This window comes from Thermodesulfovibrio aggregans (assembly GCF_001514535.1).
In the GTDB taxonomy this organism is placed as follows: domain Bacteria; phylum Nitrospirota; class Thermodesulfovibrionia; order Thermodesulfovibrionales; family Thermodesulfovibrionaceae; genus Thermodesulfovibrio; species Thermodesulfovibrio aggregans.
Genome location: NZ_BCNO01000001.1, coordinates 506,678 through 532,001, shown reverse-complemented (window position 1 = coordinate 532,001; position 25,324 = coordinate 506,678). Strand labels below are relative to the sequence as shown.

At 35.3% G+C, this 25,324-nt stretch carries 22 protein-coding genes and 1 tRNA gene; 7 read left to right on the top strand and 16 right to left on the bottom strand.

Annotated elements, in window-relative coordinates; all coding sequences use genetic code 11:
• The first annotated feature begins 1 nt into the window (after window position 1).
• A complete protein-coding gene (locus TAGGR_RS02625; RefSeq protein ID WP_059175809.1) occupies window positions 2-388 on the top strand; it encodes a hypothetical protein in 387 nt (128 codons plus the stop codon).
• Here the strand turns inward: TAGGR_RS02625 and TAGGR_RS02620 are convergent.
• Window positions 361-1,383 (bottom strand): small ribosomal subunit Rsm22 family protein, encoded by a 1,023-nt coding sequence (locus TAGGR_RS02620; protein ID WP_161936158.1) that lies wholly within the window; start codon window positions 1,381-1,383, stop codon window positions 361-363. The two genes, TAGGR_RS02625 and TAGGR_RS02620, sit on opposite strands and share 28 nt — an antisense overlap.
• Before the next feature lie 191 nt (window positions 1,384-1,574).
• Window positions 1,575-1,847, bottom strand: coding sequence for a non-specific DNA-binding protein Hbs (hbs, locus tag TAGGR_RS02615; protein ID WP_059175807.1), 273 nt, complete (start codon window positions 1,845-1,847; stop codon window positions 1,575-1,577).
• Between the two features lie 95 nt (window positions 1,848-1,942).
• On the opposite strand from hbs, the gene TAGGR_RS02610 reads away from it, so the two are divergent.
• Together TAGGR_RS02610 and TAGGR_RS02605 are read left to right on the top strand one after the other, a co-directional pair.
• Window positions 1,943-3,076, top strand: a complete 1,134-nt coding sequence (locus TAGGR_RS02610) for a metallophosphoesterase family protein (protein ID WP_153000422.1) — start codon at window positions 1,943-1,945, stop codon at window positions 3,074-3,076.
• Window positions 3,069-5,078: an ATP-binding protein gene (locus TAGGR_RS02605; RefSeq protein WP_059175805.1), complete on the top strand. Its 2,010-nt coding sequence runs from the start codon at window positions 3,069-3,071 to the stop codon at window positions 5,076-5,078. The genes TAGGR_RS02610 and TAGGR_RS02605 overlap by 8 nt, the downstream gene beginning before the upstream one ends.
• Here TAGGR_RS02605 and TAGGR_RS02600 read toward each other — a convergent pair.
• From TAGGR_RS02600 to TAGGR_RS02580, 5 genes are read right to left on the bottom strand one after another with little or no spacing between them, the layout of a single operon-like run.
• Window positions 5,071-7,140, bottom strand: coding sequence for a thioredoxin domain-containing protein (locus tag TAGGR_RS02600; RefSeq protein ID WP_059175804.1), 2,070 nt, complete (start codon window positions 7,138-7,140; stop codon window positions 5,071-5,073). The genes TAGGR_RS02605 and TAGGR_RS02600 overlap by 8 nt on opposite strands.
• A gap of 6 nt (window positions 7,141-7,146) precedes the next feature.
• Window positions 7,147-7,860, bottom strand: a complete 714-nt coding sequence (locus tag TAGGR_RS02595; RefSeq protein ID WP_269083319.1) for a c-type cytochrome — start codon at window positions 7,858-7,860, stop codon at window positions 7,147-7,149.
• 8 nt (window positions 7,861-7,868) lie between these two features.
• Window positions 7,869-8,555: an ABC transporter ATP-binding protein gene (locus TAGGR_RS02590; protein ID WP_059175802.1), complete on the bottom strand. Its 687-nt coding sequence runs from the start codon at window positions 8,553-8,555 to the stop codon at window positions 7,869-7,871.
• Complete coding sequence (locus TAGGR_RS02585; RefSeq protein ID WP_059175801.1) at window positions 8,552-9,805, bottom strand: ABC transporter permease; 1,254 nt, start codon at window positions 9,803-9,805, stop codon at window positions 8,552-8,554. Before TAGGR_RS02585 ends, TAGGR_RS02590 begins: the two co-directional genes overlap by 4 nt.
• Window positions 9,765-10,805, bottom strand: coding sequence for an efflux RND transporter periplasmic adaptor subunit (locus tag TAGGR_RS02580; protein WP_059175800.1), 1,041 nt, complete (start codon window positions 10,803-10,805; stop codon window positions 9,765-9,767). The genes TAGGR_RS02585 and TAGGR_RS02580 overlap by 41 nt, the downstream gene beginning before the upstream one ends.
• A 311-nt stretch (window positions 10,806-11,116) precedes the next feature.
• Here TAGGR_RS02580 and rpsO point away from each other — a divergent pair, with 311 nt between their 5' ends.
• The 3 genes from rpsO to TAGGR_RS02565 are packed head-to-tail and all read left to right on the top strand — an operon-like array spanning window position 11,117 to window position 14,726.
• Window positions 11,117-11,386 carry a 30S ribosomal protein S15 gene (gene rpsO / locus TAGGR_RS02575; protein ID WP_059175799.1) on the top strand — a complete coding sequence of 90 codons (270 nt, stop codon included), beginning with the start codon at window positions 11,117-11,119 and terminating at the stop codon, window positions 11,384-11,386.
• Between the two features lie 17 nt (window positions 11,387-11,403).
• Window positions 11,404-13,497 carry a polyribonucleotide nucleotidyltransferase gene (gene pnp, locus TAGGR_RS02570; RefSeq protein ID WP_059175798.1) on the top strand — a complete coding sequence of 698 codons (2,094 nt, stop codon included), beginning with the start codon at window positions 11,404-11,406 and terminating at the stop codon, window positions 13,495-13,497.
• Window positions 13,494-14,726, top strand: coding sequence for a M16 family metallopeptidase (locus TAGGR_RS02565; RefSeq protein ID WP_059175797.1), 1,233 nt, complete (start codon window positions 13,494-13,496; stop codon window positions 14,724-14,726). The genes pnp and TAGGR_RS02565 overlap by 4 nt, the downstream gene beginning before the upstream one ends.
• Before the next feature lie 26 nt (window positions 14,727-14,752).
• Here the strand turns inward: TAGGR_RS02565 and qmoC are convergent, their stop codons facing one another.
• The 9 genes from qmoC to TAGGR_RS02520 all read right to left on the bottom strand — a co-directional run bounded on the left by qmoC (window position 14,753) and on the right by TAGGR_RS02520 (window position 25,207).
• On the bottom strand, window positions 14,753-15,904 hold the full coding sequence (qmoC, locus tag TAGGR_RS02560; protein WP_059175796.1) for a quinone-interacting membrane-bound oxidoreductase complex subunit QmoC: 1,152 nt from the start codon (window positions 15,902-15,904) through the stop codon (window positions 14,753-14,755).
• 11 nt (window positions 15,905-15,915) lie between these two features.
• Entirely contained in the window at window positions 15,916-18,150 is a 2,235-nt protein-coding gene (locus TAGGR_RS02555; RefSeq protein WP_059175795.1) for an FAD-dependent oxidoreductase, read from the bottom strand.
• A gap of 3 nt (window positions 18,151-18,153) precedes the next feature.
• Window positions 18,154-19,407 carry a CoB--CoM heterodisulfide reductase iron-sulfur subunit A family protein gene (locus tag TAGGR_RS02550; protein ID WP_059175794.1) on the bottom strand — a complete coding sequence of 418 codons (1,254 nt, stop codon included), beginning with the start codon at window positions 19,405-19,407 and terminating at the stop codon, window positions 18,154-18,156.
• A gap of 140 nt (window positions 19,408-19,547) precedes the next feature.
• Complete coding sequence (gene aprA, locus TAGGR_RS02545; protein ID WP_059175793.1) at window positions 19,548-21,536, bottom strand: adenylyl-sulfate reductase subunit alpha; 1,989 nt, start codon at window positions 21,534-21,536, stop codon at window positions 19,548-19,550.
• 28 nt (window positions 21,537-21,564) lie between these two features.
• Complete coding sequence (gene aprB, locus TAGGR_RS02540) at window positions 21,565-21,993, bottom strand: adenylyl-sulfate reductase subunit beta (RefSeq protein ID WP_059175792.1); 429 nt, start codon at window positions 21,991-21,993, stop codon at window positions 21,565-21,567.
• A gap of 24 nt (window positions 21,994-22,017) precedes the next feature.
• The gene (locus TAGGR_RS02535) at window positions 22,018-22,419 is read right to left on the bottom strand and encodes a DUF6955 family protein (protein ID WP_059175791.1); all 402 of its coding nucleotides are present in this window, start codon (window positions 22,417-22,419) and stop codon (window positions 22,018-22,020) included.
• Between the two features lie 12 nt (window positions 22,420-22,431).
• Window positions 22,432-23,832: a sulfate adenylyltransferase gene (gene sat, locus TAGGR_RS02530; RefSeq protein WP_059175790.1), complete on the bottom strand. Its 1,401-nt coding sequence runs from the start codon at window positions 23,830-23,832 to the stop codon at window positions 22,432-22,434.
• A gap of 17 nt (window positions 23,833-23,849) precedes the next feature.
• Window positions 23,850-24,497 carry an adenylate kinase gene (locus TAGGR_RS02525; RefSeq protein WP_059175789.1) on the bottom strand — a complete coding sequence of 216 codons (648 nt, stop codon included), beginning with the start codon at window positions 24,495-24,497 and terminating at the stop codon, window positions 23,850-23,852.
• A 107-nt stretch (window positions 24,498-24,604) separates the two neighbouring features.
• Complete coding sequence (locus tag TAGGR_RS02520) at window positions 24,605-25,207, bottom strand: XTP/dITP diphosphatase (RefSeq protein WP_059175788.1); 603 nt, start codon at window positions 25,205-25,207, stop codon at window positions 24,605-24,607.
• A gap of 43 nt (window positions 25,208-25,250) precedes the next feature.
• On the opposite strand from TAGGR_RS02520, the gene TAGGR_RS02515 reads away from it, so the two are divergent.
• Window positions 25,251-25,324: transfer RNA gene (locus tag TAGGR_RS02515), tRNA-Met, on the top strand.

The following is a 25,324-nucleotide window of genomic DNA, read 5'->3' as shown; positions in this document are numbered from 1 at the left end:
GGTGGTAATTGAAGTTAAGCCTAAAAAAGATGAGTCTTCTGATATTGAAAAGCTCACACAACAAGTTTTTTTCAAAACAATTGAGCTTTTGGGAGGGATTAGAAAACTTGCTGAATACAGAAGCCTTACATGGCTTCCGGCTTTAGCAAGAGCTGCTTACACAATAGTGCTTAAAGAAAAATTTTTAAAAACTGAAGAAGAAATAGCAAGCCTAGTGGGAATTACAAAAAATACTGTAAGAATGATACTTCGTGCAGACCCTGAGATAGCTTTGAAAAAAATTAAAGAGCTTGAAGAGGGATTTCCAGAAACTAAGAAAGAACTCAAAGTTCATACAGCAGGAGCAATTGCCCGTCTTGCTTACAAAGAAATTAGTTCAGGGCAGTAAAGGATTTTTATTTTTGAGTTTTTAGGAAGGCGAACCTTTTTTTCTGAGATTTCTACATAACTGTCAACAGAAAAATAACATCCTTTTTTAATTTTCAACCATTGGTCATCTTCAGTATAGTCTCTTTTCAGTCTCTCAATATCAACTAATTTTCCATTCCAGCATCCCCAGAGCCTGCTTTTTCCTTTTTCATTTAGAAGATGAGAAGTATTCTTTATGATTACTTCACGTTCTGAAAAAGTATCCCCTATATTTAATCCATCCTTTCTTAAAATTACATAGCTAAATTTAAGATAATTTATCTGTAAACCCACAGAACTCAGGAAAGAAAGATATTCTGGAGCAATCCATTTTCTCTCTTCGTAACACCAATTATCTGCCTGAAGAGCAGAACAGGGAAGATTATTCAGGCAGGGGCTATAAGGATAAAGTTTGAGTTCATTAATCAGGTAATCTCTGAGTTTATGAAGTCTCATAGAACTTCTTTTAGTGGCAGGCTCAATAATAATCAAACTAAAATTTTCATTGCGATAGGTAAAATACTTTATGAATTTTACAAAGTCTTCCTGAGTTATCCCCTTTTTATCAAATATTTCGCCAAGAGAATTTGAAAAAATCATTATATCAGGCTTTAATTCTTTCAACTCAACGTACGTCTTTAAATCAGATGCATCAGTTTTTAAAAACTCATACTTAACGGAGAGGTTATCTGGTTTAAATTTTTCAATTATTTCTTTCCCAAAACTTATAGCCTTCTCTTCTAACTCAACTCCTGCATATCTAATGTAATCAGATGAAATTATCCCTTCCTCAAATAACTTAAAAACCGGAAGAACTGCTGGAGAAGGACCACAGCCTATATCAATTATTTTTAAATCTTTTTTATTAGAAATTAAAGGATGTCTGAAAAATTCCTTTAAAATGCTGTATATCTTCGATAAATTGACAGGAACAAAATATAAGAGATAACCTTTGAGGAAATCCTCATCTTTCATATAATCTACGGGCCTTTTAAAGTCTGAAAAAGTAAAAAAATCTGAAGCTTTTAAAACTAAATTTTTTAACTGCTGTTTTGTTGGTAACTTACTTTTAAAAATCTGTTTGAAAAGAAAATCAGACCAATTCTGCACTTTTTAAGAAATTTTTAGGGGGAGAAATCTCTCCCCCTAAATTAATTTTTTAGAGATTACTTTACTGCTTCTTTTAAAGATTTTCCAGCAGTAAATTTGGGAACCTTTGTTGCAGGAATCTTAATTTCCTGGCCGGTTCTTGGATTTCTTCCCTTTCTTGCCTTTCTCTTTGAAACATAAAAGCTACCAAAACCTACTAATGTAACCTTGTCACCTTTCTTGAGAGCTTCCTTAATAGCTTCAATTGTAGCATCCAATGCCTTTGCTGCTTCTGCCTTTGTGAGCTCTGCTTTGCTCGCAATTTTGCTTACCAAATCTGCCTTTGTCATAACTGCTTACCTCCTTTTTTATTGATAAATTAAGGATTTGATGTAAACAATACCAAATTTTTCATATAATGTCAAGTATTTTTTATAATAAAATTATGAAATTTAGTTTCTTGCATCTTTCAGACCTACATTTAGGTCTAAAAATCAAAGGGACAGACAGGCTTAAATACTGTAAAAAAGCTCTATTAAAAGCTATAAATGTAGTCAGAGAAAACAATCTTGATGCCTTAATAATTGCAGGAGATTTTTTTGAAAATGACAAAGTTTACAGAGAAGATATTGAATTTTTAAAAGAAGTCTTTGATTTAATCTATCCCAAACCAGTAATTATTTCACCGGGAAATCACGACTTTTTAGGACCTGATTGTCCATATAACGAAAAACTTCTCCATATACTGAGAGTCAAAGGATTTAAAGACAATGTAAAAATATTTAAAAAACCCGATTTCTCAATTTTTTCTTTTGACGATGTAAATATTTATGGCAAGCCCTGTTTAAACAGACAAACAAGAGCTTTTGAAAAACTCTACAAAATCAATCCATCAAAAATCAACATAGCAGTTATTCATGCATCAAGAATTAACTTTAATCCCGAAGGTAAAGAACTATGGCATCCTTTTGAAGACAGTGAAGTATTAAAATCTAACTTTGATTATGTTGCTTTCGGACATTATCACAGTTACTCAGAAATATCTGATAGTTCAGGAATAAAAGCAGCCTATTCAGGTAGCATGGTGCCTGCTTCTATCTATGAATACGGCAAAAGAGGGGGACTGATTGTTGAAGTTCTAAAAGAAAATAACAGAGCAAGAACTGAATTAGAATTTGTACCACTAAGTGATTTCTCAATTAAAAAAATCGATATTCCTGCCTCTCAAAACATGGAAAAAATTAAAAATATCATATCTGATGAAATCTCAGAAAGTAACAACTCCAAGGATACCCTTTTTATTTTAAAAATCACAGGTATTGGAGATTTAAATATAAACTATTTGAAAGAACTTTTTTCTGAATATAAAATCTTATTTGATCTATCTGACTTCATAAAATTTGATATGGAAAAATTAGAAGAGACATCAACGGAGACTACAATCGGGATATTTATCAGAGAAATCTTTAAAATGATGGACAAAGCAGATGAAAGGGAAAAACAAATTCTTAAAGATGCTTTGATATACGGACTTGATGCCTTTGCTGGTAAACAAATAACTCCACGATTTTATGATTAAAATTAAAAGAATATTCATAGAAAATCTTGGAATATATAAAAACAAAGAATTTCTATTTGACCATCCTTGCTGTCTTATTGTTGATAAAAATGAAGCTGGCAAATCACTTCTTGCAAATTCTATACTTGAAACTCTATATCCCTCAAAACAAACTCAAATTCCTTTAATCAATGGAAAGATTACTGTAGATATTGAATCTGACTCTGATTTTTATCAGATTGTAAGAAATTATAGTGAATACAAAATATTTAAAAATGGAAATCCTGTAAAATATGAAACTAAAAATAGAGGAAGAATTATAAAAAAATCACCGGGAGAGCTCATATTTAATCTTTCGAGAGAAGTTTTTATCAACACTTCTTTTCTAACACAGAAAGCTGGATTAAATCTTAAAGAAATTTATTCAGTTACAGCTTTTTTAGAAAAAGCTATAGACACAGGTTTTCAAGATGCTTCAGCCTCTATGGCTTTAACTAAAATAAAAGAAGCTCTCTTTGATAGCATTCATAGTGGCACACTCTTCCCTTTTACTACAAGAGGGAAACTTGATACAGCAATAAAAACATGGAAGGAAAAAATAGTTGAATATGAAGAAAAAAAATCACATTTAAAAATTTCCTTAGAAAAGCAGGCTGAAATTATAGAAAACTATGCTCAACTGATGGACGAACTTGGAAATATTAATGATAGCTTAATCAAGCTTGAAAGTAATTATTTTAAATGGAAAATTGATAGAGATAATGTTTATAGGAAAGAAATAGAAAAACTTGAAAAAAGGAATCAAGAACTAAAAGATGTAAAACCTCTTTTGAGCTTTTACATAAATTTTGAAAATCTGAAACCTGAAGAGCAACAATTTATAATTCTTTATGAAAATGAAATGCAGAGTTTATTGCAAAATTTAAGACTAAAACAGCAAAGACAGAGAGAGATAACAGGATTATCCAGAAAAATATACTTTCTAAGCATCTTATTAGCTCTATTAAGCATCATAGCAGGATTTATAAATAAGACATTCTTTTATACAATAACAATCTGTATTCCATTACTTTTTTATTTAGGTAAGCTTTACATTGAAAATAAAAAATTACAGCATGAAATAAGGGAACTCAAATTTAAGAATGAAGAACTTTCTCAGCACATAGACCAGCTAATTTCAAAATTTTCAATTAGTGACCGCGAAGAATTTTTAAACATTTTCAAAAAGATGAATATACATAAAATCCATATTAAAGAATTCATAGAAAATTCCAAAAAAATTGAAGAACTGAAAAAAAATCTTCTTTCAAATGAAGAATTAGACTTTTATAAATCCCGAATTTTTATTGAGACTGAAATAAATGAAGAAGATATTGAAAAATATGAGCAAAAAAGAGAAGAACTACTGAAAAGGAAAGAACAAATAAAAGATGAACTCCACCAGCTACAAAGCGAGTATGAAAAAATTCTTCAGTCCAGAAAAGAAATTGAAAAAATAGAGGAACAGATAGAAATTTCATCAAGATATTTGGAAACTCTTGAAAAATTTAAAAAAGCCTTGCAAAAATCTTATGAGATAATTGAAAGTATTACAAAGAAACATCATAAACTATGGGCTGAAAGATTAAACACTGCAGGTTCTAAGCTTTTGAGTAGAATAACAGGTAAAACAGTAGAAATCTTTTTCAATCAAGACCTTTCCTTTATTGTAAAAATTCCTGAAATTGAGTATCCCTTAGCTGATAAAGAGATTGAAAAAAAACTAAGTGGAGGCATGGCTGAACAGATATATCTCACTGTAAGACTTATTCTTTCTCAAGCCTTAAGTAGTAATGTAAAAGTTCCTATAATACTTGATGAACCATTTGCGCACTCAGATGATGAGAGATTTGTTAAAGGCATGAAATTTTTAATAGAAGAGATTGCAAAATCAAATCAGGTAATTATAATTAGCTGTCATCAACATAGATTGAGTCTTCTTAAGGAATTGGAAGGCAGTTTTAAGCTTATTTCAGTTAAATAGATGAAATTAAATGCCTTAGTTTTTCTCTATCTGTTATTGGAGGCTCACATGTAAAGTTTTTACATAAATAATAAGTTGAATTTTCTCCAATATTTTTAAATGATTTAATCATTTCAAATATGTTTTCCATTTGAGAATCCTTTATTAACAGGAGAAAATTGGGCAGAAACTGGCTCTGTAAGTTTTTTAAAAATTTTATTTCTTCTTCAGAATTGTAGGGAACTGTAATTAATTCAATGCTTCCATTGATTAGCAAATCAAGTGTTATTATGGAGAAAACATGGGAAGAAGGCATTTTTTCAATGTTGTTGCTGAAGAAATTAAGAACTTTTTGTGCAAGCTCTTCATAATCTTTATTATGTGTTAATCGAGCTAATCTTAAGAGATTGTATGCCATTACTGAATTGCCCGAGGGGATAACACCATCATATATTTCTTTAATTCTCTCAAGAACTACTTCAGCATAGTCGGCAGTATGATAAAATCCTCCATTTTCACTATCATAAAAGTGTTTTATTGTGAAATCGGTTAATTCTAACGCTTTCAATAAATACTGACTTTTGAATGTTGCGAAATAGAGTTCTGTCAAAGCCCAGATTAGATAGGCATAATCCTCAAGATATCCAAATATAGATGCCTCACCATCTGAGTATCTATGAAGAAGTTTGGCAGAAGGGTCAAACATGTTCTTTAATATAAAATTCATGCACTTTTCAGCGACATCTATATATTCATCTTTTTCAAAGGCAATACCTGCTTTGCAAAAAGCAATGATTCCGAGAGAATTCCAGTCTGTTAGAATTTTCTCATCCCTTAATGGTCTAACTCTTGATGCTCTTCTGTTTAAAAGTTTATTTCTGATTATTTCAAGCTTTCTCATTAAGTCTTCTTTTTCAATGTGCAATTCCTCTTTTAACTGGTCAAAAGATTTAGATATGTACAGAATATTTTTACCATTTTTCTTTCCTGTTGCTTCTTCATAAAAGTTACCTTCCTTCTGAAAAGAATAAACAATCTCTGCTATTTTAAACTCTTCTTCGGTTAAATAATTCTTTATCTCATCATAGGTCCATAGATAAAACTCTCCCTCTTTCCCCTCACTGTCAGCATCCTCTGCAGAGTAAAAAGCTCCAAAAGGACTGTAAAGGTCTTTCAAAAGATAGGTTGCTATTTCTTGAGCGACTATTTTAAAGAATTCATCCTTTGTGATTTGAAATGCTTCAGTGTAGGCAATCATTAAAAAAGCGTTGTCATAGAGCATTTTTTCAAAATGGGGAAGTAACCATTGCCTGTCTGTTGAGTATCTGTGAAAACCAAAACCAATTTGATCGTAAATACCTCCCATTCTCATTCTCTTTAATGTTTCAAGAGACATCTCTAAAGCATTCTGATTTTTGTATCTGTAAAAATACCTGTGAAGAAAAAGGGAATTCGATGGCAAAGGAAATTTGGGTGAATTTCCAAAACCACCAAAGCTTTTATCATATATTGTTCTCAATTCTTCATAGGCTTTATGAATGGTAGCCTCAGACAAATTACTCTGCTCACCAAAAATTTCTGTAAGATTTTTTAGAGTTTCCCTTATCCCCTCAGAGACTTCCCTTATTTTATCCCTGTTTTTATCCCACAGTTCTTTGATTCTCAAAAGCAAAGTTTTTAAACCGATCTTTCCATAGCGGTCCTCCTTTGGTATATAGGTATCAGCAAAAAAGGGTTTTTTATCAGGCATCATGAATATGGTTAGGGGCCAGCCTCCTCTGTTTTGAAATAGATAGCAGACTTTCATGTAAATGCTGTCTATGTCAGGTCTTTCTTCTCTGTCAACCTTTATTGATACAAAAAATTTGTTCAGTATTTCAGCGACTTCCTCATCCTCAAAAGATTCCTTTTCCATAACATGACACCAGTGGCAGGTAGAATAGCCAATTGATAGAAATATGGGTTTGTCCTCTCTTTGAGCTTTTTCAAAAGCCTCATCACACCATGGATACCAGTTTACAGGATTATAGGCATGTTGACGCAGATAGGGACTCTTCTCATGAATGAGTCTGTTCGGTTTCATCTGGTATTAAAGAGTTTTTAGATAACTTATTATATCCCTTATCTGAGCATCTGTTAAATCATTAAAAGAAGGCATGTATCTATAGGGATTTTTAATCTGTAAAGTCACATTTTCATCTGTTACTGGTCTTTTGCTTACAGGAAGAGTTTTTTCTTTAAACAAACCCTTTAATCCTGGTGCAGCTCTTCTAAAGTCCCTTCTGTCTGTGTAGTGACAGGAAGAGCAAAGTTGGCTAAATAGTCTTTTACCATTTTCAACGTTACCATCTTTGCTTGCGATAGTCTCTACATTTGCTTCCTTTGTTGATATAGCTCTGTCGCTCTGACCTGTTACAAGGCTGTAGCCTGTTGAAAATGCCAGTAGATTGAATGTTAAGAGCACAATTAAAACTCCCATCAACTTTGCATAGGAATAAAACTGTCTGTAATACTTTATGAAAAGGATTTTAAGAGAAAAGAGCAAAAAAATAGCAACTGCTGAAAAGGCATGAAGTGTGGCTCTTGGAGTGAGCTCTGCCTTTGATTGAGACAGCATATAAATGCAAGCTATAGCACCAAAGAGAAAAATCATAAAAAACAATCTTCCATTAATTCGGTGAATCTTTTTTAATATGTCCATGTTTTTCCTCCCTTCTGTTTTACCAAATATTTCAAACATTGTATAGGTTGCTATGAAGGATAGAATAATTAAAATCAGAGATATGGATAGCTTAAGAAGCATATCAAAGTTTAACATTTTTTCTTTGCAAGTGCAATGTCATCTATAATACTTCCATCCAACATCTTTACAATTCTCTCTGTCCTTTCAGTGAGCTCTATTTCATGGATTACCATTATTACTGTTTTACCTTCAAGATGTAGCTTACAAAAAATATCCATGACAATTGCCGTATTTTTTGAATCAAGATTTCCAGTGGGTTCATCAGCTATCAAAACAATTGGGTCATTGGCAAGGGCTCTTGCAATCGCCACTCTTTGCTGTTCTCCTCCTGATATCTGAAAGGGTTTTCTCTTTGCTTTTTCACCTAAACCAAGATTTTTTAGAAGCTCATAGGCTCTTTCTTTTGCTTCTTCTTTTGTTTTTTCTGCCTTTAACATGGGGACCATAACATTCTCAAGTAAACTGAATTCTGCAATGAGATAATGAAACTGGAATATAAAACCAATCTTCAGATTTCTCAAGTGCGAAACCTTCTGTGTTTCATTAAAATCTATCCTTTCTCCTTCAATAAATACCTCACCTTTGCTTGGCTTGTCTAAAAGTCCTATAATGTAAAGGAGAGAGCTTTTACCTGAACCAGATGGTCCGATTATACTGATGAATTCGCCCTTATTTACAGAAAGATTTATGTCTCTGAGGATTATCTCATCTCTGATTTTTTTACTTATATTTTTAATCTCAATTATACTGCTCAAGCACTGCTCCTGAAGATATCCACAGGATTTAGTTTAGAAGCTTTGTAAGAAGGATAAAAGGCTGCAAAGGTAGAAAAAGTAAAAGCAAATAAAACTCCGTACAAAAAGTAAAGGGGATTTCTGTCAAGTGCAAATCCCTTTGTTCTAACCAATCCCTCTACACTAACATTCACAGATGCAAGGAATTCCTGAAGACCATAACCTAAAATACATCCAAGCAAAGCTCCTGAGAAACCTATTGTAATTCCATGGAAAACAAATATTTTTATTATGTCACTACTATCATAACCTAAAGCCTTCAGTATGGCTATGTCCCTTTTCTTCTCAAGAACTGTCATCATTATGATATTAAAAATTCCGAAAGCAGATACAACTAAAATAGCAAAAACAATCATATAGGTTATGTAATTCTGTATTTTAAAAAGCTGAAGGAAGTTTCTGAAGGCTTTCTGCCAGCTTTCTGTATAATAACCTGTTTCCCTCTTTATTCTCTCTGCAATCTCATTTGCCCGATAGACATCCTTTATTTTGAAGATTATTTCATTGACTTCATTGGGTTTATTCATAATAGTCTGAAGAGTTTTTAGATTCATATAAATTCTTGTTTGATCAAGCATGGTAATTCCAGATTCAAAAAAATCAACAACTTTAAAAAGATGAGTAACACCATTGGGTGTGGTTACAATAACCTTTTTCCCTACCTCATCAATCCCAAGGTCTCTTGCAAGAAGTTTACCTATGATAACGCTATCTCTATCAGAGATGAGTATGTCAAGTTTTTTATTGGAAATAAACTTGTCAATAACAGATGCCCTTCTCTCCAATACAGGGTCTATTCCTATAAGAGAGGCTGATTTATCAACTGTTCCATACCTTACAATTCCCTGTCCTGTAAGATGAGGTGCAATCCCAGCTATTTCTGAATCTTTTTCATATTTTGCTATCAAAAACTTATAATCAACTATTTTATCTTTCAAATCTTTTGGTTTTGCCCCATAAACATGAAAATATATATCTTCACCATAGACTTTTTTCAGTATCTTCCCCTTATCTGGCTCATCTTTTACCTTCAGAGTTACATGAGCATTCAAGTCCAAAGCCTGCTCAATGAAGTACTTCTGAAAACCGTTCATAAGAGAAGCCATTGCAATGAAAGCTGCCACACCAATTGATACTCCAACTATAGCTATTATTGTCTGCCTTTTTCTCTCAAAGAGTAACTTCAGGGTAACAAAAGCGATATGTTTCATTTATTATGACTTCCTGTCCTTCCCTTAAACCATCTAAAACAAGAATGTAACCATTGTATCTTTTTGAAGAAATATTTACCTTTATTTTTTTAGTTTTTCCCTTCTCTATAACTTCCACATAACCATTCCTGTATGCCCTTTCTGGAATAAAAATTCCTTCAACTTCCTCAATGATTATGTTTCCCTCCACAGTTAATCCAAAGAATACAGATTTCCCGTAGTTGACATCAGCCTTTACTTTAACTGTTCTTGTAGTTCTGTCAGATTGACTTTCAATCAATTTTATCACTCCCTCAAAAACCTCTCCAGGATAAGAATCAAGCGTTATATAAACCTTCATACCTGGCTTGACCATTGGAATGTATTCTTCATCAACCATTAAAACGGTTTCAAGATTTTTTTCATTCCCTACAGAAAATAAACCATTGCCTTGTTGCATTGGATTAACATAATCGCCTTCATTAACAAATTTTCTTAATATTTTTCCGTTAATGGGAGATTTAATGAAGTATTTATCAAATTCGGATTTAATAGCCTGTCTCTTTGCCTTTAGACTTTCTAATTGATAGTTTAGATTTCTAATTGTGTCATTGTATAGATTAATCTGCCTTTCATAATCTCTTTTTGCAACCTCGTATTCTCTTTTGATTTCTTCAAACTTTTCTTTTGAGATTAATTCTTCTTCATATAAGGCTTTTCTTCTATTAAAGTTTTTTTCAACACTTTCAAGAACAGCTTTTTTTATCTCAATGTTATGAAGCAATTCTTTTCTGTAATCTGAATCGGGCATCAATCTATCTTTGACTGAAGCAAGCTGAGCCTCCACTTCTCTTAAATTCTCCTTGATAGTTTCATTTGATATAATCAAAAGGAGTTGACCCTTCTTAACTTCTTCACCTTCATGTACAAAAATTTTTTCAATATAACCAGAAACTTCTGCTCTAATTGTTACACTGTCTGAAGAGTCAATAAAACCTGAAGCATAAACAGACTGAACCATTTTTTTCTTCTCTACCCTGTATTTTTCAGTTTTTGAGGGTTGAGATAAAATAATAAATAAAAATAAAGAAGAAAAAGATAAGAAGTAACTTTTTCCTTTTAAGATTCATTTACAGTATAAATTTTAACACAAATTTTTGTATATCTTGAATTTCTATAAAAATTTTTTGATTGATCACATTTTTAAAATCTAAACTTTAAAAGCTTTGAAAATTGCCTGCTCCTCCGTTTTTTTATAACTAAAAACTTTACTAAATCTTTAATTTTATGTTAATTTTTAAAGTTAATCCTTTTAAGAAAGGTGGTGAAAGCATGGGAATTTCTCCAGAAAGAAAAAAAGAAATAATTGAAAGCTTTAAAATGCATCCAACTGATACAGGTTCACCTGAGGTTCAGATTGCTTTAATGACTGAAAGAATTAACTACTTAACTGAACACTTTAAAATTCACAAAAAAGACCATCACTCAAGAAGAGGACTCATTAAGTTAGTCGCTCAAAGAAGAAAGCTTTTAAATTATCTTAAGAAAATTGACAAAGAAAGATATAACAAACTTATTGAAAGGCTTAGCCTCAGAAAATAAGAAGAAAGAGGTAGAATGTGGAAGTAGAACTTGAAATTAAGGGGAAGAAGCTTGTTTTACAAACAGGAACCCTGGCAAAACAAACAAATGGCTCAGTTTTAGTAAAATATGGTGATACCTATGTATTATGCACAGTAGTTGCAGAAAAAATACCCAAAGAGGGATTGGATTTTGTTCCACTGACAATTGATTATCAGGAAAAAGCATACTCTGCTGGAAAAATCCCAGGAGGCTTTTTTAAAAGAGAGGGGAAACCAACAGATAGAGAAATTTTAGTCTCACGCCTGATTGACAGACCAATAAGACCTCTTTTCCCTGAAGGATTTAACTATGAAACTCAGGGTATTGCCTCTGTGCTTTCATACGGAGATGAAAATATTGCTGATATTCTAAGTATAATCGGAATTTCAGCAGCTCTAACTATATCTGACATTCCGTTTAACGGACCTGTTGGAGCAGTAAGAGTTGGAAGAATTAATGAAGAATTCATTTTAAATCCCGACAATGAAGAATCTGAAAAAAGTAGTCTTAATCTCGTTGTTGCGGGAACAGAAGAAGCTGTAACCATGGTTGAAGGTGGTGCAGCAGAGTGCTCTGAGGAAATTCTGGTAGAAGCTTTAAAGTTTGCTCACACTCATATAAAGGGAATAATAGCTTTACAAAAAAAACTTGGCTCTATAGCAGGAAAACCAAAGAGAGAATTTAAGGTTGAGCATGGAAACCTCAAAGATGCAATTTTTAATATCATTTCAGGAAAAATTGAAAATGCATTATTTCTTCAAAAGAAACTTGAAAGGCAGCAAGCTCTCGAGGCACTGTTTAATGAATGCATACAGAACTTAAATACAGCAGATAAAGACATTTCCCTTGAGATTGCCAATGCTTTTGATAAAGTAGTCAAAAAAATTATGCGTGAAACAATTATAAGAAAAGGCGTAAGAGTAGATGGTAGAAAACCCGACGAAATAAGACCCATTACATGCATGATTGGAATACTTCCAAGAGTACATGGTTCTGCATTATTTACAAGAGGAGAAACTCAAGCATTAGTTGCTACAACTCTTGGTACTTCAGAGGATGAACAAAAGATCGACTCTCTTGAGGGAGAAATATATAAAACATTCATGCTTCATTATAACTTCCTGCCTTTTAGTGTTGGAGAAGTTAAACCTCTGCGAGCACCTGGAAGAAGAGAAATTGGTCATGGTTACCTTGCAGAAAGGGCACTTCAGTTTGTAATTCCTTCAAAGGATGAGTTCCCCTATACAATAAGAGTTGTCTCAGACATTCTTGAATCAAACGGTTCATCATCAATGGCAACTGTATGCGGAGCCAGTCTTTCTTTAATGGATGCTGGTGTCCCAATAAAAGCTCATGTTGCTGGAGTTGCTATGGGACTCATTAAAGAAGACGATAAAGTTGTAATACTTACTGATATAATCGGGATGGAAGACCATTATGGTGATATGGATTTCAAAGTAGCAGGAACTGAAAAAGGTATCACAGCCTTTCAGATGGATGTAAAGATCCCGGGAATAGATTATGAAATATTCAAAAAAGCTTTAGATCAAGCACGGCAGGCAAGATTATTCATACTTAAAAAAATGTATGAAACTATCAGTCAACCTAAAGAGTTATCTTCCTATGCTCCAAGAATATATAAAATTCAGGTTAAACCTGAAAAAATCAGAGATATTATTGGGATAGGAGGAAGAGTAATTAAAGGAATAATAGAAGAGACAGGCGTTAAAATAGATATTGAAGATAAAGAGGGAATTGTAAGAATAGCATCATCCAATGAAGCTTCTGCTTTGAGAGCTATTGAAATTATTAAAGGAATTACACAGGAAGTTGAATTGGGAAGAATTTACATGGGTAAGGTATCAAGAATAGTTGATTTTGGAGCTTTTGTTGAAATTATGCCTGGAATTGAGGGATTACTACATATATCTCAAATTGCAGATAAACGAATTCAGAAAGTATCGGAAGTATTAAAAGTAGGAGACCAAATTCCTGTAAAAGTCATTGAAATAGACGATCTTGGAAGACCTCGCCTAAGCAGAAAAGAAGCACTAAAAGAGATTGAGGGCAAAAACATTTCAACAAAATGATAAAAAAAATCCATCTATCTTCAAACATCCCTCTTCTAATGAATAAAATGGATAACTATCGCTCTTTTGTTCTTAGTATCTGGATAAAACATGGCTCAAGACATGAAACTTCTTCTAAAAATGGTCTCTCTCATTTTATAGAACATCTTTTTTTTCAGGGAACTGAAAAAAGGAATGCTCAAATGATTTCCCTTGAAATAGACAGCATCGGTGGAGATATTAACGCTTTTACATCAAGAGAGTTTACTTCAATCTATATAAAAGTTCTTGATAGTTACTTATCTAAAGCTATAGAACTAATTGGAGATATTTATTCAAATCCTCTTTTTCCAGAAGAGGAAATAGAAAAAGAACGGGCTGTTATTCTAGATGAAATAAGAACAGTAAACGATACTCCAGATGAGCTTGTTCATGATCTTTTTATGGAAAATTCTTTTCCGGATGGTTTAGGACAACCTATTCTTGGAAAAGAAAGTGCAGTATCAGCAATAACCAGAAAAGACATCATTGATTGTTATAATGAATTTTACGGAACTAACAACTGTATCATAAGCTGTGCGGGAAGCTTTGAAGAGAAAAAATTAATTGATAGTCTTGAAAAAAATATAATACCAAAAGTTTCTAAAAAATCAGCTATCACAAATAAAGCTAATTTTTCACCATCCCTAAGAGTTCATGAAAAAAATTTAAATGAAATCCATCTATGTATGGGGACTGAAACTTTTCCATTCAACAGTCATTATAGACTTCCTTTGATATTACTTAACTGTATTATTGGTGGAAGTGTAAGCTCAAGATTATTTCAGGAAATAAGAGAAAAAAGAGGCTGGGTTTATAATATATATTCTTTCACTTCTTTTTATTATGATACTGGTTTATTTGGAGTTTACACTGCCTCCGAACCCAAAAAAATCAATAAAATATTGGAAACCATATTGAAAATACTTAAAAAAATTTCAGAAAATTTAAAAAAAGAAGAAATTGAAAGAGCAAAAGCTCAAACAATATCTCAACTTATTTTTTCTAATGAATCACCAAGTTCAGTAATGAATAATTTAGCATATCAGGAACTTTATCTTGGTCAGTATTTTACTCTTGAAGAGCAGATAAAACAAATTGAGAAAGTTTCATTTAATGATGTAATGGATGTTGCAAATATTTTACAGGAAAAAAATTTCTCTATAACTATATTAGGACCTGTTAGTGAAAAAGATCTTTCTGTAAAATAAAAAAGGGCGGTTAACCCGCCCTTTTTTCATGCTGCCTCTTCCTGCTTTACCAAAGATTCTTCTCTTAATGAAGCTTTTGCAAATACCATTGCAGTTGCTCTATAGACCATGTGGGCCATTTTTGAGTGGGGTGCATAAGCAAAAAGGGCGAATACGAATACAAGATGAGCAATATATGAGGCGTATCCAAGAGTTTCAACTTCAGCAAGTCTCAAGATTTCAGCAAGAAATCCTGTAACTCCAACACCAGCAATTATTGTAATAAGTAACCAGTCAAAATAGCTTCCTATTCCCTGTTTTGCTGAATTCTTGCTTCTATTGACAATAATCAGGAACATTCCTATTATGAGTGCTATTCCGCTGACATTTCCAATAATTTTCACAATATTTGTCTGCGGATAAGGAGATTCCCATCTCAAAACCCACTCATAGAAAGCAGCTATACCTGTTGTGATTGCCAATCCAATAAAAGCATAAAGTACGAGGATATGAGCTGTATATCTTCCTTTATTTAAACCGCAGAGTTGAAACTTTTTGTGTAAAAGTATGTCTTTTATTGTTTCATAAATACAGTTATATATATCCTTCCGTTTAATCTCAGTTCCAGCTGAAAGATCAAGCCAGTATCGCTTGACACCATTGTAGAAACAGATTATTGCAAAGGCTGCTAAAGCCATAAATGGAACATCAATCCAAGGAACAGCAGGTAAGAACGCTACATATGACATCTCACCGTTTTCACCCCTTGGAATTTCCACTCCACTGAAATATCCCAGAACTGCCATCTCACCAAGGAAGAAAAGCAATGGTATAAGGAAAATGAGCAAGATGTACTTTGGATCTGCAACCCATTTAGCAAGGAATTTTGGTGGTGAGTAATGCTGTATCATAAGTTTTCTTACAGCACCTAACACCTCACCTGGTTTGGCTCCTCTTGGACAGTATGCTGTGCAGTCACCGCAGTGATGGCATAACCATATGTCCGGATTCTGAAAAAGTTTCTCTTTAATTCCCCACTGAGCATAAAGCATCTCTTTTCTTGGGAATGGTGCTTTGTCAGGTGAAAGCTGACACACAACTGTGCAAGTGGAACATTGATAGCATTTCTTTAAAGATTCTCCACCTGCTTTTATAATTTCTTTTGCAAACTGTAAATCTGGTTTTAGTGGTTTGTCCATCTCTCTCCTCCCTAAAAGCCCTTAAATGGATTAGGACCGATTTCTCTAATTTTTTCCATAAATTCATTTACTATATCAGGAATTCTCCAGTACTCATCAATTGCTAACTCATACATCTGAACTCTGTCTGACTCAAGTTGAAGTCTATCAAGAGTCTCCTGAACCTTACCAAGTCTGTATTTTGCAAGCTCGCTTCCTTTTGCAAAGTGACACTGATAGTTTTCACCAAATTTACAACCGAGTAACAACATTCCATCAACACCTCTTGAGAGAGCATCTGCAATCCATACAAGGTTCATAGAACCAAGACATCTGAGTTGAATAAATCTTAATGCAGGGTCAAGTTTGAGCCTGTTAAATGCTACTGTCTCTATTGCAGGAAATGCGTCATTTTCACAACAGAGCACTATAATACGAGGTCTGTCATCTTCACTTGGCACAGAGACATTCTTTAACATTGAACCAATCATATCAACGCTGTAATCTTTGAAAGAAACGATTCTTTCAGGACATGCACCCATACAGGTTCCACATCTACGGCATCTGTTGGGTTTATAAAAGGGAGTACCCTTTTCATCCTCATCAATTGCACCAAATGGGCATTCCTCTGTACAACGCTTGCATGCTGTACATTTTGAAAGATTTGGTTCAGGATAAGAGGTATCCCATGCTCTTGGATGAACTGCCATTCCTTTTTCAACATGTTCAAGAACCTGGATTGCCTTTAATGCGGCACCACGGGCATCTTCCTGCGCTTCTGTCATGTTCATAGGCTGGCGAACAGGTCCAACAGCGTATATTCCGGTTCTTCTTGTTTCATACTGGAAACATATAAAGTTTGAATCGACAAAACCAAACCCACCTTCAAGGAAAGGAAGTTCAGGACCCTGACGATATCCAAGATTAAGAATAAACTCGGGTTTTTTAGTTGTCTCAATATACTTTGCCTTTGCTTCATCTCCTTTTGCAGCAGCTTCCTGAAGTCCAATAAGATAGTCCTGTGGTTCCTTTGTTGTTGGGACCATTCCGGTCGCTAAAACTACCATCTCTGTCTCTATCTCAGCTTTCTCACCAAGTAAAGAATCCTCTACAGTCACAATCAATTTATCCCACTCTTCTCTTATCCCTGTTACTTCTCCCTTGGCAAGCATCACTCCAGGTGTATTCTGTGCTTCCTTGTAATAATACTCAAGTTTTCCAGGAGTACGAATGTCTTTATAAATAACCATAGCCATCGCATCTGGATTTCCATCTGTTACATATCTTGCCTGCTTAAGTGTAGTAGCACAGCACATTCCAGAACAGTAGGGTAGATGCTCTGGATCTCTCTGTCCAGCACACTGTATAAAGAGAACAGATTTTACCACCCTATGATCAGAAGGTCTCTTGATCACACCATTGTTATTTTTTGCAATCTCTTCAAACTCAAAATTAGTAACCACATCTTTGAATTTGCCATATCCATATTTCTTGGTAAGTTTTTTAGCATCATAGGGTTTCCATCCAGTTGCCTGAATTATAGCACCAACCTTGAATTTTTCTGTTGAGCCATTCTTGGATATTGTCACATCAAAATCACCAGGTTGGCCATCAATCCTTTCAATTTTTGATGAAGTATAAACCTTTATTTTTGGATTTGATGTTACTTCATTTATAAGTGGTTCAAGATTTACATCTTCAAGAACTCCTTTTGTAAAGTCATCTGTTGGTACTCTTTTGTAAAGCTTTTTTGCAAAACCACCAAGTTCAGGCTCTTTTTCAACAATAAAAACATCATAGCCTGCACGAGCTGCTTCCAGTGCAGCAGTCATTCCAGAAATACCACCACCGACTACAAGAATTGATTTAGTAATCTCAATAACATAGGGCTCAGGAACCTCACCTTTTTGTGCTTTAATTACACCCATTTTGATGTAGTCTTCAGCAGCCTGTTGCTGTTCTTCAGGTGATTCAATAGTCCATACTGCAAGCTCTCTTACAGGCACTCTTTCTACAAAACAACCGGGAAAACTAAACTCATAGGTTTTAACTCTTGGTGAGCATCCAGCAATAACTACACTGTTTACCCCCTGCTCAGCAATGTCTTTTTTAATTAAATCAATACCCTCTTTGCTACATAAAACATCACTAACTGCTACAACAGGTACTCTTAAAGCATTCTTTGCAATATTTGAAATTTTTTCAACATCAATCGCATCTCCTATACCACAGCCTTTGCAGATATATAGTCCTATTTTCTTTTCCATAACTTACCTCCTTAAACCTATCTGAATTGCCTTGAGGGCTGCAGCTGTGGCATCTTTTCCACAACCTGCTACATCCATTGGATTTTTTGCACAGCCTGTAGAATATATGCCTTCAGTATCAATGACAAATCCATCTATTGCATATTTTAGACCTGGAACTTTGATGTCAAAGCCCTCTGGTTGCATTCCTGTAGCAAGAACTACCATATCTACCTTCTTTCTTATCTTTTCACCACTAAGCATATCCTCTGCAGTTACAACAACATCATCTGAATCTTTATCCTGCTCAATTGCCGCGACTTTACCTTTAACTAAGTTCACACCTGTTTGTTCTTTAACCTGATTGAAAAACTTCTCATACCTTCCTGGTGTTCTTATGTCAATATAAAAGATTGTAACTTCAGCCTCAGGATTCTGTTCTTTTATATATAAAGTATGTTTTAGAGAAGCAAGACAACAAATATATGAACAGAAAGGAAGATGATTCTCATCTCTACTTCCAGCACACTGAACAAATGCAACAGATTGCACAGGCTTTCCATCTGATGGTCTAAGAATTTGTCCTTGAGTTGGTCCATTTTTTGAAGCAAGTCTTTCAAGCATCATGTTTGTTATTACATTTTTAACCTTTCCAAATCCAAGATTGTCTATTTTTGTAGCATCATAGGGTTTCCAGCCTGTTGCAACTACTATGGAGTCAACCTTAACCTCAATAGTTTCAGGTTGCATATTAAGGTCTATTGCATTGTATTTACAGGCTTCCACACACGGAGCAGGACAATCCTTTGGACAGGTGTTTCTATCAACAACATATCTTAAGGGAAAAGCCTGTTCAAAGGGGATATAAATGGCTTTAGTTTTGTTCAAACCAAAGTTGAAATCACTATCCCTTTCCTGAGGACATGCTTCTGTACAGGCATTACAGGCAGTACAATTTTCATTAACATATCTTGGATTAACTTTTATTTTTACAGTATAGTCTCCAGGTCCGCCAGAAATAGATTCAACCTGTGCCATAGTGTAGAATGTTATCTTAGGATTTGTTTTAATACGGCGAAAATTAATCTCAAGTCCACATAGAGGTGGGCAGATTTTAGGAAAATATTTATTTAACTGGGCAACTCTTCCACCGAGATAGGGATTTTTTTCAACAATTATCACCTCTGCACCTGTCTCGGCAGCCTCAATTCCTGCAGTCAAACCGCTAAATCCCCCACCAATAACCAAGACTCTGTTTGGGCTACCATTATGATGCATTCTCAGCCTCCTTTATCGAATTATCTTAAACATAAAAATTCGTAATACAGTTTTAAAACTGCATTACGAATTTTTAATTTAAACCAAAAACCAAGAATTTAAAGGGAGGGAGTTGCCTCCCTCCCTTATTCACCCTCATATTAATCAGGAATGATCTGGACGTATGGAACTTTCTTAAGTGTAAATGTGTCAGTAGCTGGATCATATACTGAATTGACAAAACAACGCCAGTTATTATCATCAACAAAGTCAAAGTCGCCTCTGTAGTAGTAACCAGGATATCTGGATTCCTCTCTGAAGAGGATATGTCTTGCATGAGCCTCAAGGGAGAGTGCTCTGTGATAGTTCTCCCAGCAACGGAGAAGCTCATGGAGATTGGCTGCTGCAAGTCTTGCAGCGTCTTCCTTAAGAAGTTGAAGTTTTCTAAGACCTTCCTCAATCATTGTCTTTGAGGTCATGTACCAGGTGCTGACTCCGCCGAAGTATTCGTCAGCAATCTTCTGAAGTCTTGCCTGATACATATTTGGTCTGATGTAGTATGGATTGACTGCTGGGTCTGTAGAATATGTCTTGTATTTTTCATAAATTTCAAATGGCAGATAAATCTCAGCAACAAGTTCATCTATATTTGCTGCTAATTCAGGTGTATAGCTGGCATTGTCAAGTATAAAGGCAATGGCTGCTTTTGCAGCTATTCTACCCTCAGCATGTGAACCAGAGGAGAATTTATGTCCGGAAGCTCCGACAATGTCACCAGCCATGAATAGACCTGCTACTGTGCTCATTCTGTTGTAGCCCCAGAACCACTCAGCAGGTGTACCTGGTATATCTCCAGGTCCGCTTACCCAGAAGCCTGCGCAACCTGCATGTGAACCGAGGAGATAAGGCTCTGTTGGCATAATTTCAGATGGAACTTTATCTGGTTCAACGTTATTGGCTGCCCAGAGTCCTGCCTGGGAGATACACATGTCAAGGAAGTCTTCCCATGCTTCTGCTTCAAGGTGTTTAAGTCTCTTTGGATCCATCTGTTTTGCAAGTTCCTGCATGGCTGTGTGTGTATTCATGAGGATAGGACCTCTACCTTGCCTCATAGCCTGCATCATAAGATGGTTTCTTATTGCTGTTCCAAGAGCATCTGCCCACTTTCCGTATTTCTGGAGAGCATCTTTAAACTCTGGAGTTTCTTTTGAACAGTAATCATTACCAAGGGCATCTGTAGCTTTTGCTTTGAAGAAGAGGAACCAGGCACCAACTGGTCCGTATCCATCTTTGAATCTTGCAGGAACGAATCTGTTTTCCATCATTGTCATCTCAGCGCCAACGCTCATGCCAAGATAGTATCCAGAACCAGAGTTCCATACAGGATACCAGGCTCTACCCTGTCCTTCACGTGTTGATCTTGGTCTAAATACATTAACTGCACCACCAGATGCATTGAGTATTGCCTTTGCTTTAAATACATATACTTTATTTTCTCTAACACTAAAGCCAATTGCACCAGCTACTCTGTTTGCCTCTTTTGCATCTTTGATGAGTTTAACAATAAATACTCTCTCAAAATGGTTCTGTGGAATGTTGAGAGCTTTTCTATTGTATTCAAGGGCTGCTTTTGCTGCCTCTGCAACGATGACTTTGTAAGATTCACCGTTGATCATTATCTGCCATTTTCCAGAACGGCATGGAACTCCACCATCTTTAAGTTTTGGTTTGCCCTGGTCTCTTGCCTGAAAGCCATCAAGTGACCATCCATCATCGCTCTTTTTCCAAATTGGAAGACCCCATTCCTCAAACATGTGAACAGAATTGTCTACATGTCTTCCAAGGTCATAAACAAGGTCTTCTCTGATGATTCCCATGAGGTCTGCACGGACATATCTTACATAGTCCTCAACTTTATTCTCACCAATGTAGGTGTTGATAGCACTGAGACCCATGGCAACTGCACCAGAACGGTCTGTTGCAGCCTTGTCAACCATTGTTACTTTAATTCCCTTTGGTGTTGCCCATCTGCAAGCCTCAAATGCAGCACCACAGGCAGCCATACCACCACCGATTATGAGTAAATCGGTCTCAACAACTACTGTTTCTGGCTTCTGACAGTATGAAAATGTGCAAGTCTCTTTTTCCATTTTAATACCTCCTTTTTCTTAATATTTTTTACTCTTTTCTGGCTTCATAATTGAAGTAGCCAGGACCTTTAATCTTTGAGTAGTCAGGCTCAGGTAATCCCTCATAAATGTTTTCAGCCTTCCAGTATCCCTCAGGTGTAAGTCTTATTGGGAATTTGAATCTCTTAATTGCGCCATTTCTGAACTTAATTGTCCACATAATGGCATCCTGACCTCTCATTGGGATAACGCTTGCTCCGAGTGGGAAGAAATCTGCGTAACCTCTGATTTCAATTGCCTGTTGAGGGCAGATTTTTACACAGTTGTAGCACTCCCAGCACTGATCTGGCTCCTGATTGTAAGCCTTCATCTTTTCTCTGTCCAGTGTCATAAGGTCATTAGGACAGATGTACTGACATGCAGTCTTGTCCTGTGCCTTGCAACCGTCACACTTTTCTTGAATTACAAAACTTGGCATAGCTTAACCTCCTTTTTTGTTTTTTTATGCTGGTTTTTGTACTGGATTTTTCTGTAATTCCAGCACATCACTTATATCAATATCAGGAACTGGAAGCTCTCTATCTTCCTTTTCAATATCATCTTTTATTGATGGAATCTCAGCAACAGCAGCTTCTATGACTTCTGGTCCCAAAGACTTCATCTCTACAATTTTCTTAAAAACAAGTCTTTTAAATGCAGCTGGTGTCTCCTCAATGAAGCCTCTGGCATCAAATCTTGCCTTAGAGAACTGCTCAATAACCTTCTGCCCGAGGTCATCAGGAACTTCAATTACGAGTCTTTTTAATGCTCCACCAAAAATTGGCTCAACTTTTTCTTCAAGGGGTGTACCCTTTATAGCTGCCAATCTCTTTTCATCAATTACTACTCCAAAAAACTTAGCCATTATTCACCTCCTTTATTTTTTTAAGTGAGCTGGAAGTTCCATATGAGAGAGATCTACCTCTAATCTCTCCTCTCTCTCTTTGAGATACTTCTCATTGTTAAATGGATATCCAAATTTCTGCCACCACTTTACCACAACCTTGTAAACTTCAGGTCTGTATATTTCAGGTGGCGGCATTACGCCTTCATTAATAAGTCCTCTAATAAAGCTTCCAGAGTATCTTGAGTAGATACCCTTATGAGTACAGTTTTCAGAGTATGCAAACTCTTTACATTTTGGACAATACCAGAACTCAGCAATGTTCTGTGGTCTTATATAGAATCCACCGTCAACCTCGTATGGTGGAGCATCAAAACCAAAGCTTGGAATTCCCTTCGACCAGAGTATCTGAGTTGCATAAATATCATAGTACTCACCAAGTGCTGCATGGTCTCTTCCAAACATGTGGAATGAAATACCCATGTTCTGTCTTATTACTGCGTGAATAAGAGATTCTATCGGGTTTCCATATCTCATATCCCAGAGTGTGAAGGTTACAAGATGACGCTCTGGCTTAATGTAGCCAGCAAGATGAATCATCTCATGTCCTTCAACTATTGCTTCATCTGGGAAGTCACCGATTCTCTTTGCACCAACTATTGCATTAACGACAATACCATCGCATGGTTTAATATCACCAATATATGCTGCATTCTTCATCAATGCTTCATGTCCTGTGTGAGGAACATTTCTTGTCTGATGGGCAATAACTGTTGTCCATCCTCTCTTTTCAAACTCCTCTCTTGATCTCTTTGGTGGATACCAGAATCTGTCAAAAGGTGGTCTAAATTTAGGCTCATTGATAATTGTATATTTTCCTGCAAGAATGATTGGATTCAATGAACAGTAAATATTGTATCCAGTGTGTTTCTGGTCAAATGGAACCTTTACAACCTCTGGGTTTTTCTCTGGAGTACCAAAGGTTCTAACTGCTACATCGCCAGGAACAATTTCATAGATTTCTTCAATCTCAAGAATTGCAAAAGGCTCACCCTTTAATCTTAAAAGGAGCCAATCACCAGGTCCGATATCTCCATATTTTTGACGGAGTTGCTTTAAATCATCTTCTGAAATATCAAAAAGGATTGGATATGGGAAAACCCAGCCACTCAGAAGTCTTCTTTTTTCAAGAACACTCTCAAGTTCTGCCTTTGTCATTGAACCTTCAACTGGACTGAAGAAACCGTAACATACGGACATAATCTCTCTGTAAACATTTCTTACAGGATTACCTTTGAAAAGTGTTGGTTTAATGTCATAAACTGCTGAGCATTTCTGCATCAGCTTTCTTGCCATCTCAGGGTCACGTACAACCCTGTCAACGAGTTTTCCACCATGAGGTGGGGGTAGAGTTTTAATTCTTACTTCTGGCATACCTTTCCTCCTTTAATTTACTTTTTTTCTAAGATTGCACAGATATTGTTAAATATTTCATCTATACTACCTGTGCCAGCTACACTCTTTAAAATTCCTTTTTTAGAATAGTAATCAATCAATGGCTCAGTCTGAGCTTTATACACCTCAAGCCTCTTTCTGATAGTTTCTTCTTTGTCATCATCTCTCTGGAAAAGTTCCCCACCGCATTTATCACATTTACCTTCTACCTTAGAGGGAGAGTAATAAATATTGTACATCTGTCCACAGGACTTGCAGGTCCTTCTTCCTGTGAGTCTTTTCATCAAGTCATCAAAAGGGACATCCAGATTTAATGCAAGGTCCAAAGGCATATTCATCTCAGCAAGCATTTTATCAAGGGCTTCTGCCTGAGCAACGTTTCTTGGGAAACCATCAAGAATAAACCCTTTTTTACAATCATCCTGAGAAAGTCTCTCTTTAACCATTCCTAAGACAACACTATCAGGGACAAGTTCTCCTCTGTCCATATATGCTTTTGCTTCTTTACCAAGTGGAGTTCCTGCAGCAACAGCTGCCCTTAGAAGATCGCCAGTGGATATCTGGGGGATACCATACTTTTCTACAAGCCTTTTTGCCTGGGTGCCTTTTCCTGCTCCTGGAGCACCTAAAAATACTAATCTCACTTTTTCCTCCTTTTTAGTAGGGGTTAGAATTAAGCTTTTGGTTTATAATTTAACTTATTATTGCTTAAAAAGCAACTTAAATTTTATAATTTTATAATAAGTTTTGCTTATAAAATTGGCGCACATTTTACCAAAAAATCTCTTAATTTGTCAAGAGCTTCTTTTCTGTGACTTATCTTATCCTTTTCATGAGATGGCATCTCAGCAAAAGTCTTCTGAAATCCTTCAGGTATAAATACAGGATCATATCCAAAACCATGAATTCCTCTTGCAGTTTCTGCAATTTTACCTCTTACATAACCCCAGAACAAATATTCTTTGCCATCTGGAAAAACTAAAGCTATGCAGCATACAAATCTCGCATTTCGTCTTTCTAAAGGAATTCCTTCTAATTCTTCCAAAAGTTTTCTTATATTATCTTCATCAGTAGCATTCTCTCCTGCATATCTTGCTGATCTTACACCTGGAGCTCCACCTAATGCATTAACCTCCAATCCTGAATCGTCTGCCAAAGCAGGTAGTCCTGTATGGCTAGATACATATCTTGCCTTTTTCAAAGCATTTTCCTCAAAAGTCAAACCATCTTCCACAACTTCTTCAAGATTAGGGAAATTATCAACAGAGAGCAGTTCAATATTTAGTCCTTCAATAATTCTTTTTATTTCCTCTATCTTTTTCTTATTTCTTGAGGCAATTACAATCTTTTCCATACAATTGACATAATCTCACTTTTTAAGTTATATTAAAAATGTTCGCGGGGTGGAGCAGTCTGGTAGCTCGTCGGGCTCATAACCCGAAGGTCAGAGGTTCAAATCCTCTCCCCGCAA

Excerpts from the sequence above, each read along its gene's own strand:
- TAGGR_RS02620 (WP_161936158.1), bottom strand. The coding sequence starts at position 1,383 with ATGAAAGATGAGGATTTCCTCAAAGGTTATCTCTTATATTTTGTTCCT.
- hbs (WP_059175807.1), bottom strand. The coding sequence starts at position 1,847 with ATGACAAAGGCAGATTTGGTAAGCAAAATTGCGAGCAAAGCAGAGCTC.
- TAGGR_RS02610 (WP_153000422.1), top strand. The coding sequence starts at position 1,943 with ATGAAATTTAGTTTCTTGCATCTTTCAGACCTACATTTAGGTCTAAAA.
- TAGGR_RS02605 (WP_059175805.1), top strand. The coding sequence starts at position 3,069 with ATGATTAAAATTAAAAGAATATTCATAGAAAATCTTGGAATATATAAA.
- TAGGR_RS02600 (WP_059175804.1), bottom strand. The coding sequence starts at position 7,140 with ATGAAACCGAACAGACTCATTCATGAGAAGAGTCCCTATCTGCGTCAA.
- TAGGR_RS02595 (WP_269083319.1), bottom strand. The coding sequence starts at position 7,860 with ATGCTTCTTAAGCTATCCATATCTCTGATTTTAATTATTCTATCCTTC.
- TAGGR_RS02585 (WP_059175801.1), bottom strand. The coding sequence starts at position 9,805 with ATGAAACATATCGCTTTTGTTACCCTGAAGTTACTCTTTGAGAGAAAA.
- TAGGR_RS02580 (WP_059175800.1), bottom strand. The coding sequence starts at position 10,805 with ATGGTTCAGTCTGTTTATGCTTCAGGTTTTATTGACTCTTCAGACAGT.
- rpsO (WP_059175799.1), top strand. The coding sequence starts at position 11,117 with ATGGGAATTTCTCCAGAAAGAAAAAAAGAAATAATTGAAAGCTTTAAA.
- TAGGR_RS02565 (WP_059175797.1), top strand. The coding sequence starts at position 13,494 with ATGATAAAAAAAATCCATCTATCTTCAAACATCCCTCTTCTAATGAAT.
- qmoC (WP_059175796.1), bottom strand. The coding sequence starts at position 15,904 with ATGGACAAACCACTAAAACCAGATTTACAGTTTGCAAAAGAAATTATA.
- TAGGR_RS02555 (WP_059175795.1), bottom strand. The coding sequence starts at position 18,150 with ATGGAAAAGAAAATAGGACTATATATCTGCAAAGGCTGTGGTATAGGA.
- TAGGR_RS02550 (WP_059175794.1), bottom strand. The coding sequence starts at position 19,407 with ATGCATCATAATGGTAGCCCAAACAGAGTCTTGGTTATTGGTGGGGGA.
- aprA (WP_059175793.1), bottom strand. The coding sequence starts at position 21,536 with ATGGAAAAAGAGACTTGCACATTTTCATACTGTCAGAAGCCAGAAACA.
- aprB (WP_059175792.1), bottom strand. The coding sequence starts at position 21,993 with ATGCCAAGTTTTGTAATTCAAGAAAAGTGTGACGGTTGCAAGGCACAG.
- TAGGR_RS02535 (WP_059175791.1), bottom strand. The coding sequence starts at position 22,419 with ATGGCTAAGTTTTTTGGAGTAGTAATTGATGAAAAGAGATTGGCAGCT.
- sat (WP_059175790.1), bottom strand. The coding sequence starts at position 23,832 with ATGCCAGAAGTAAGAATTAAAACTCTACCCCCACCTCATGGTGGAAAA.
- TAGGR_RS02520 (WP_059175788.1), bottom strand. The coding sequence starts at position 25,207 with ATGGAAAAGATTGTAATTGCCTCAAGAAATAAGAAAAAGATAGAGGAA.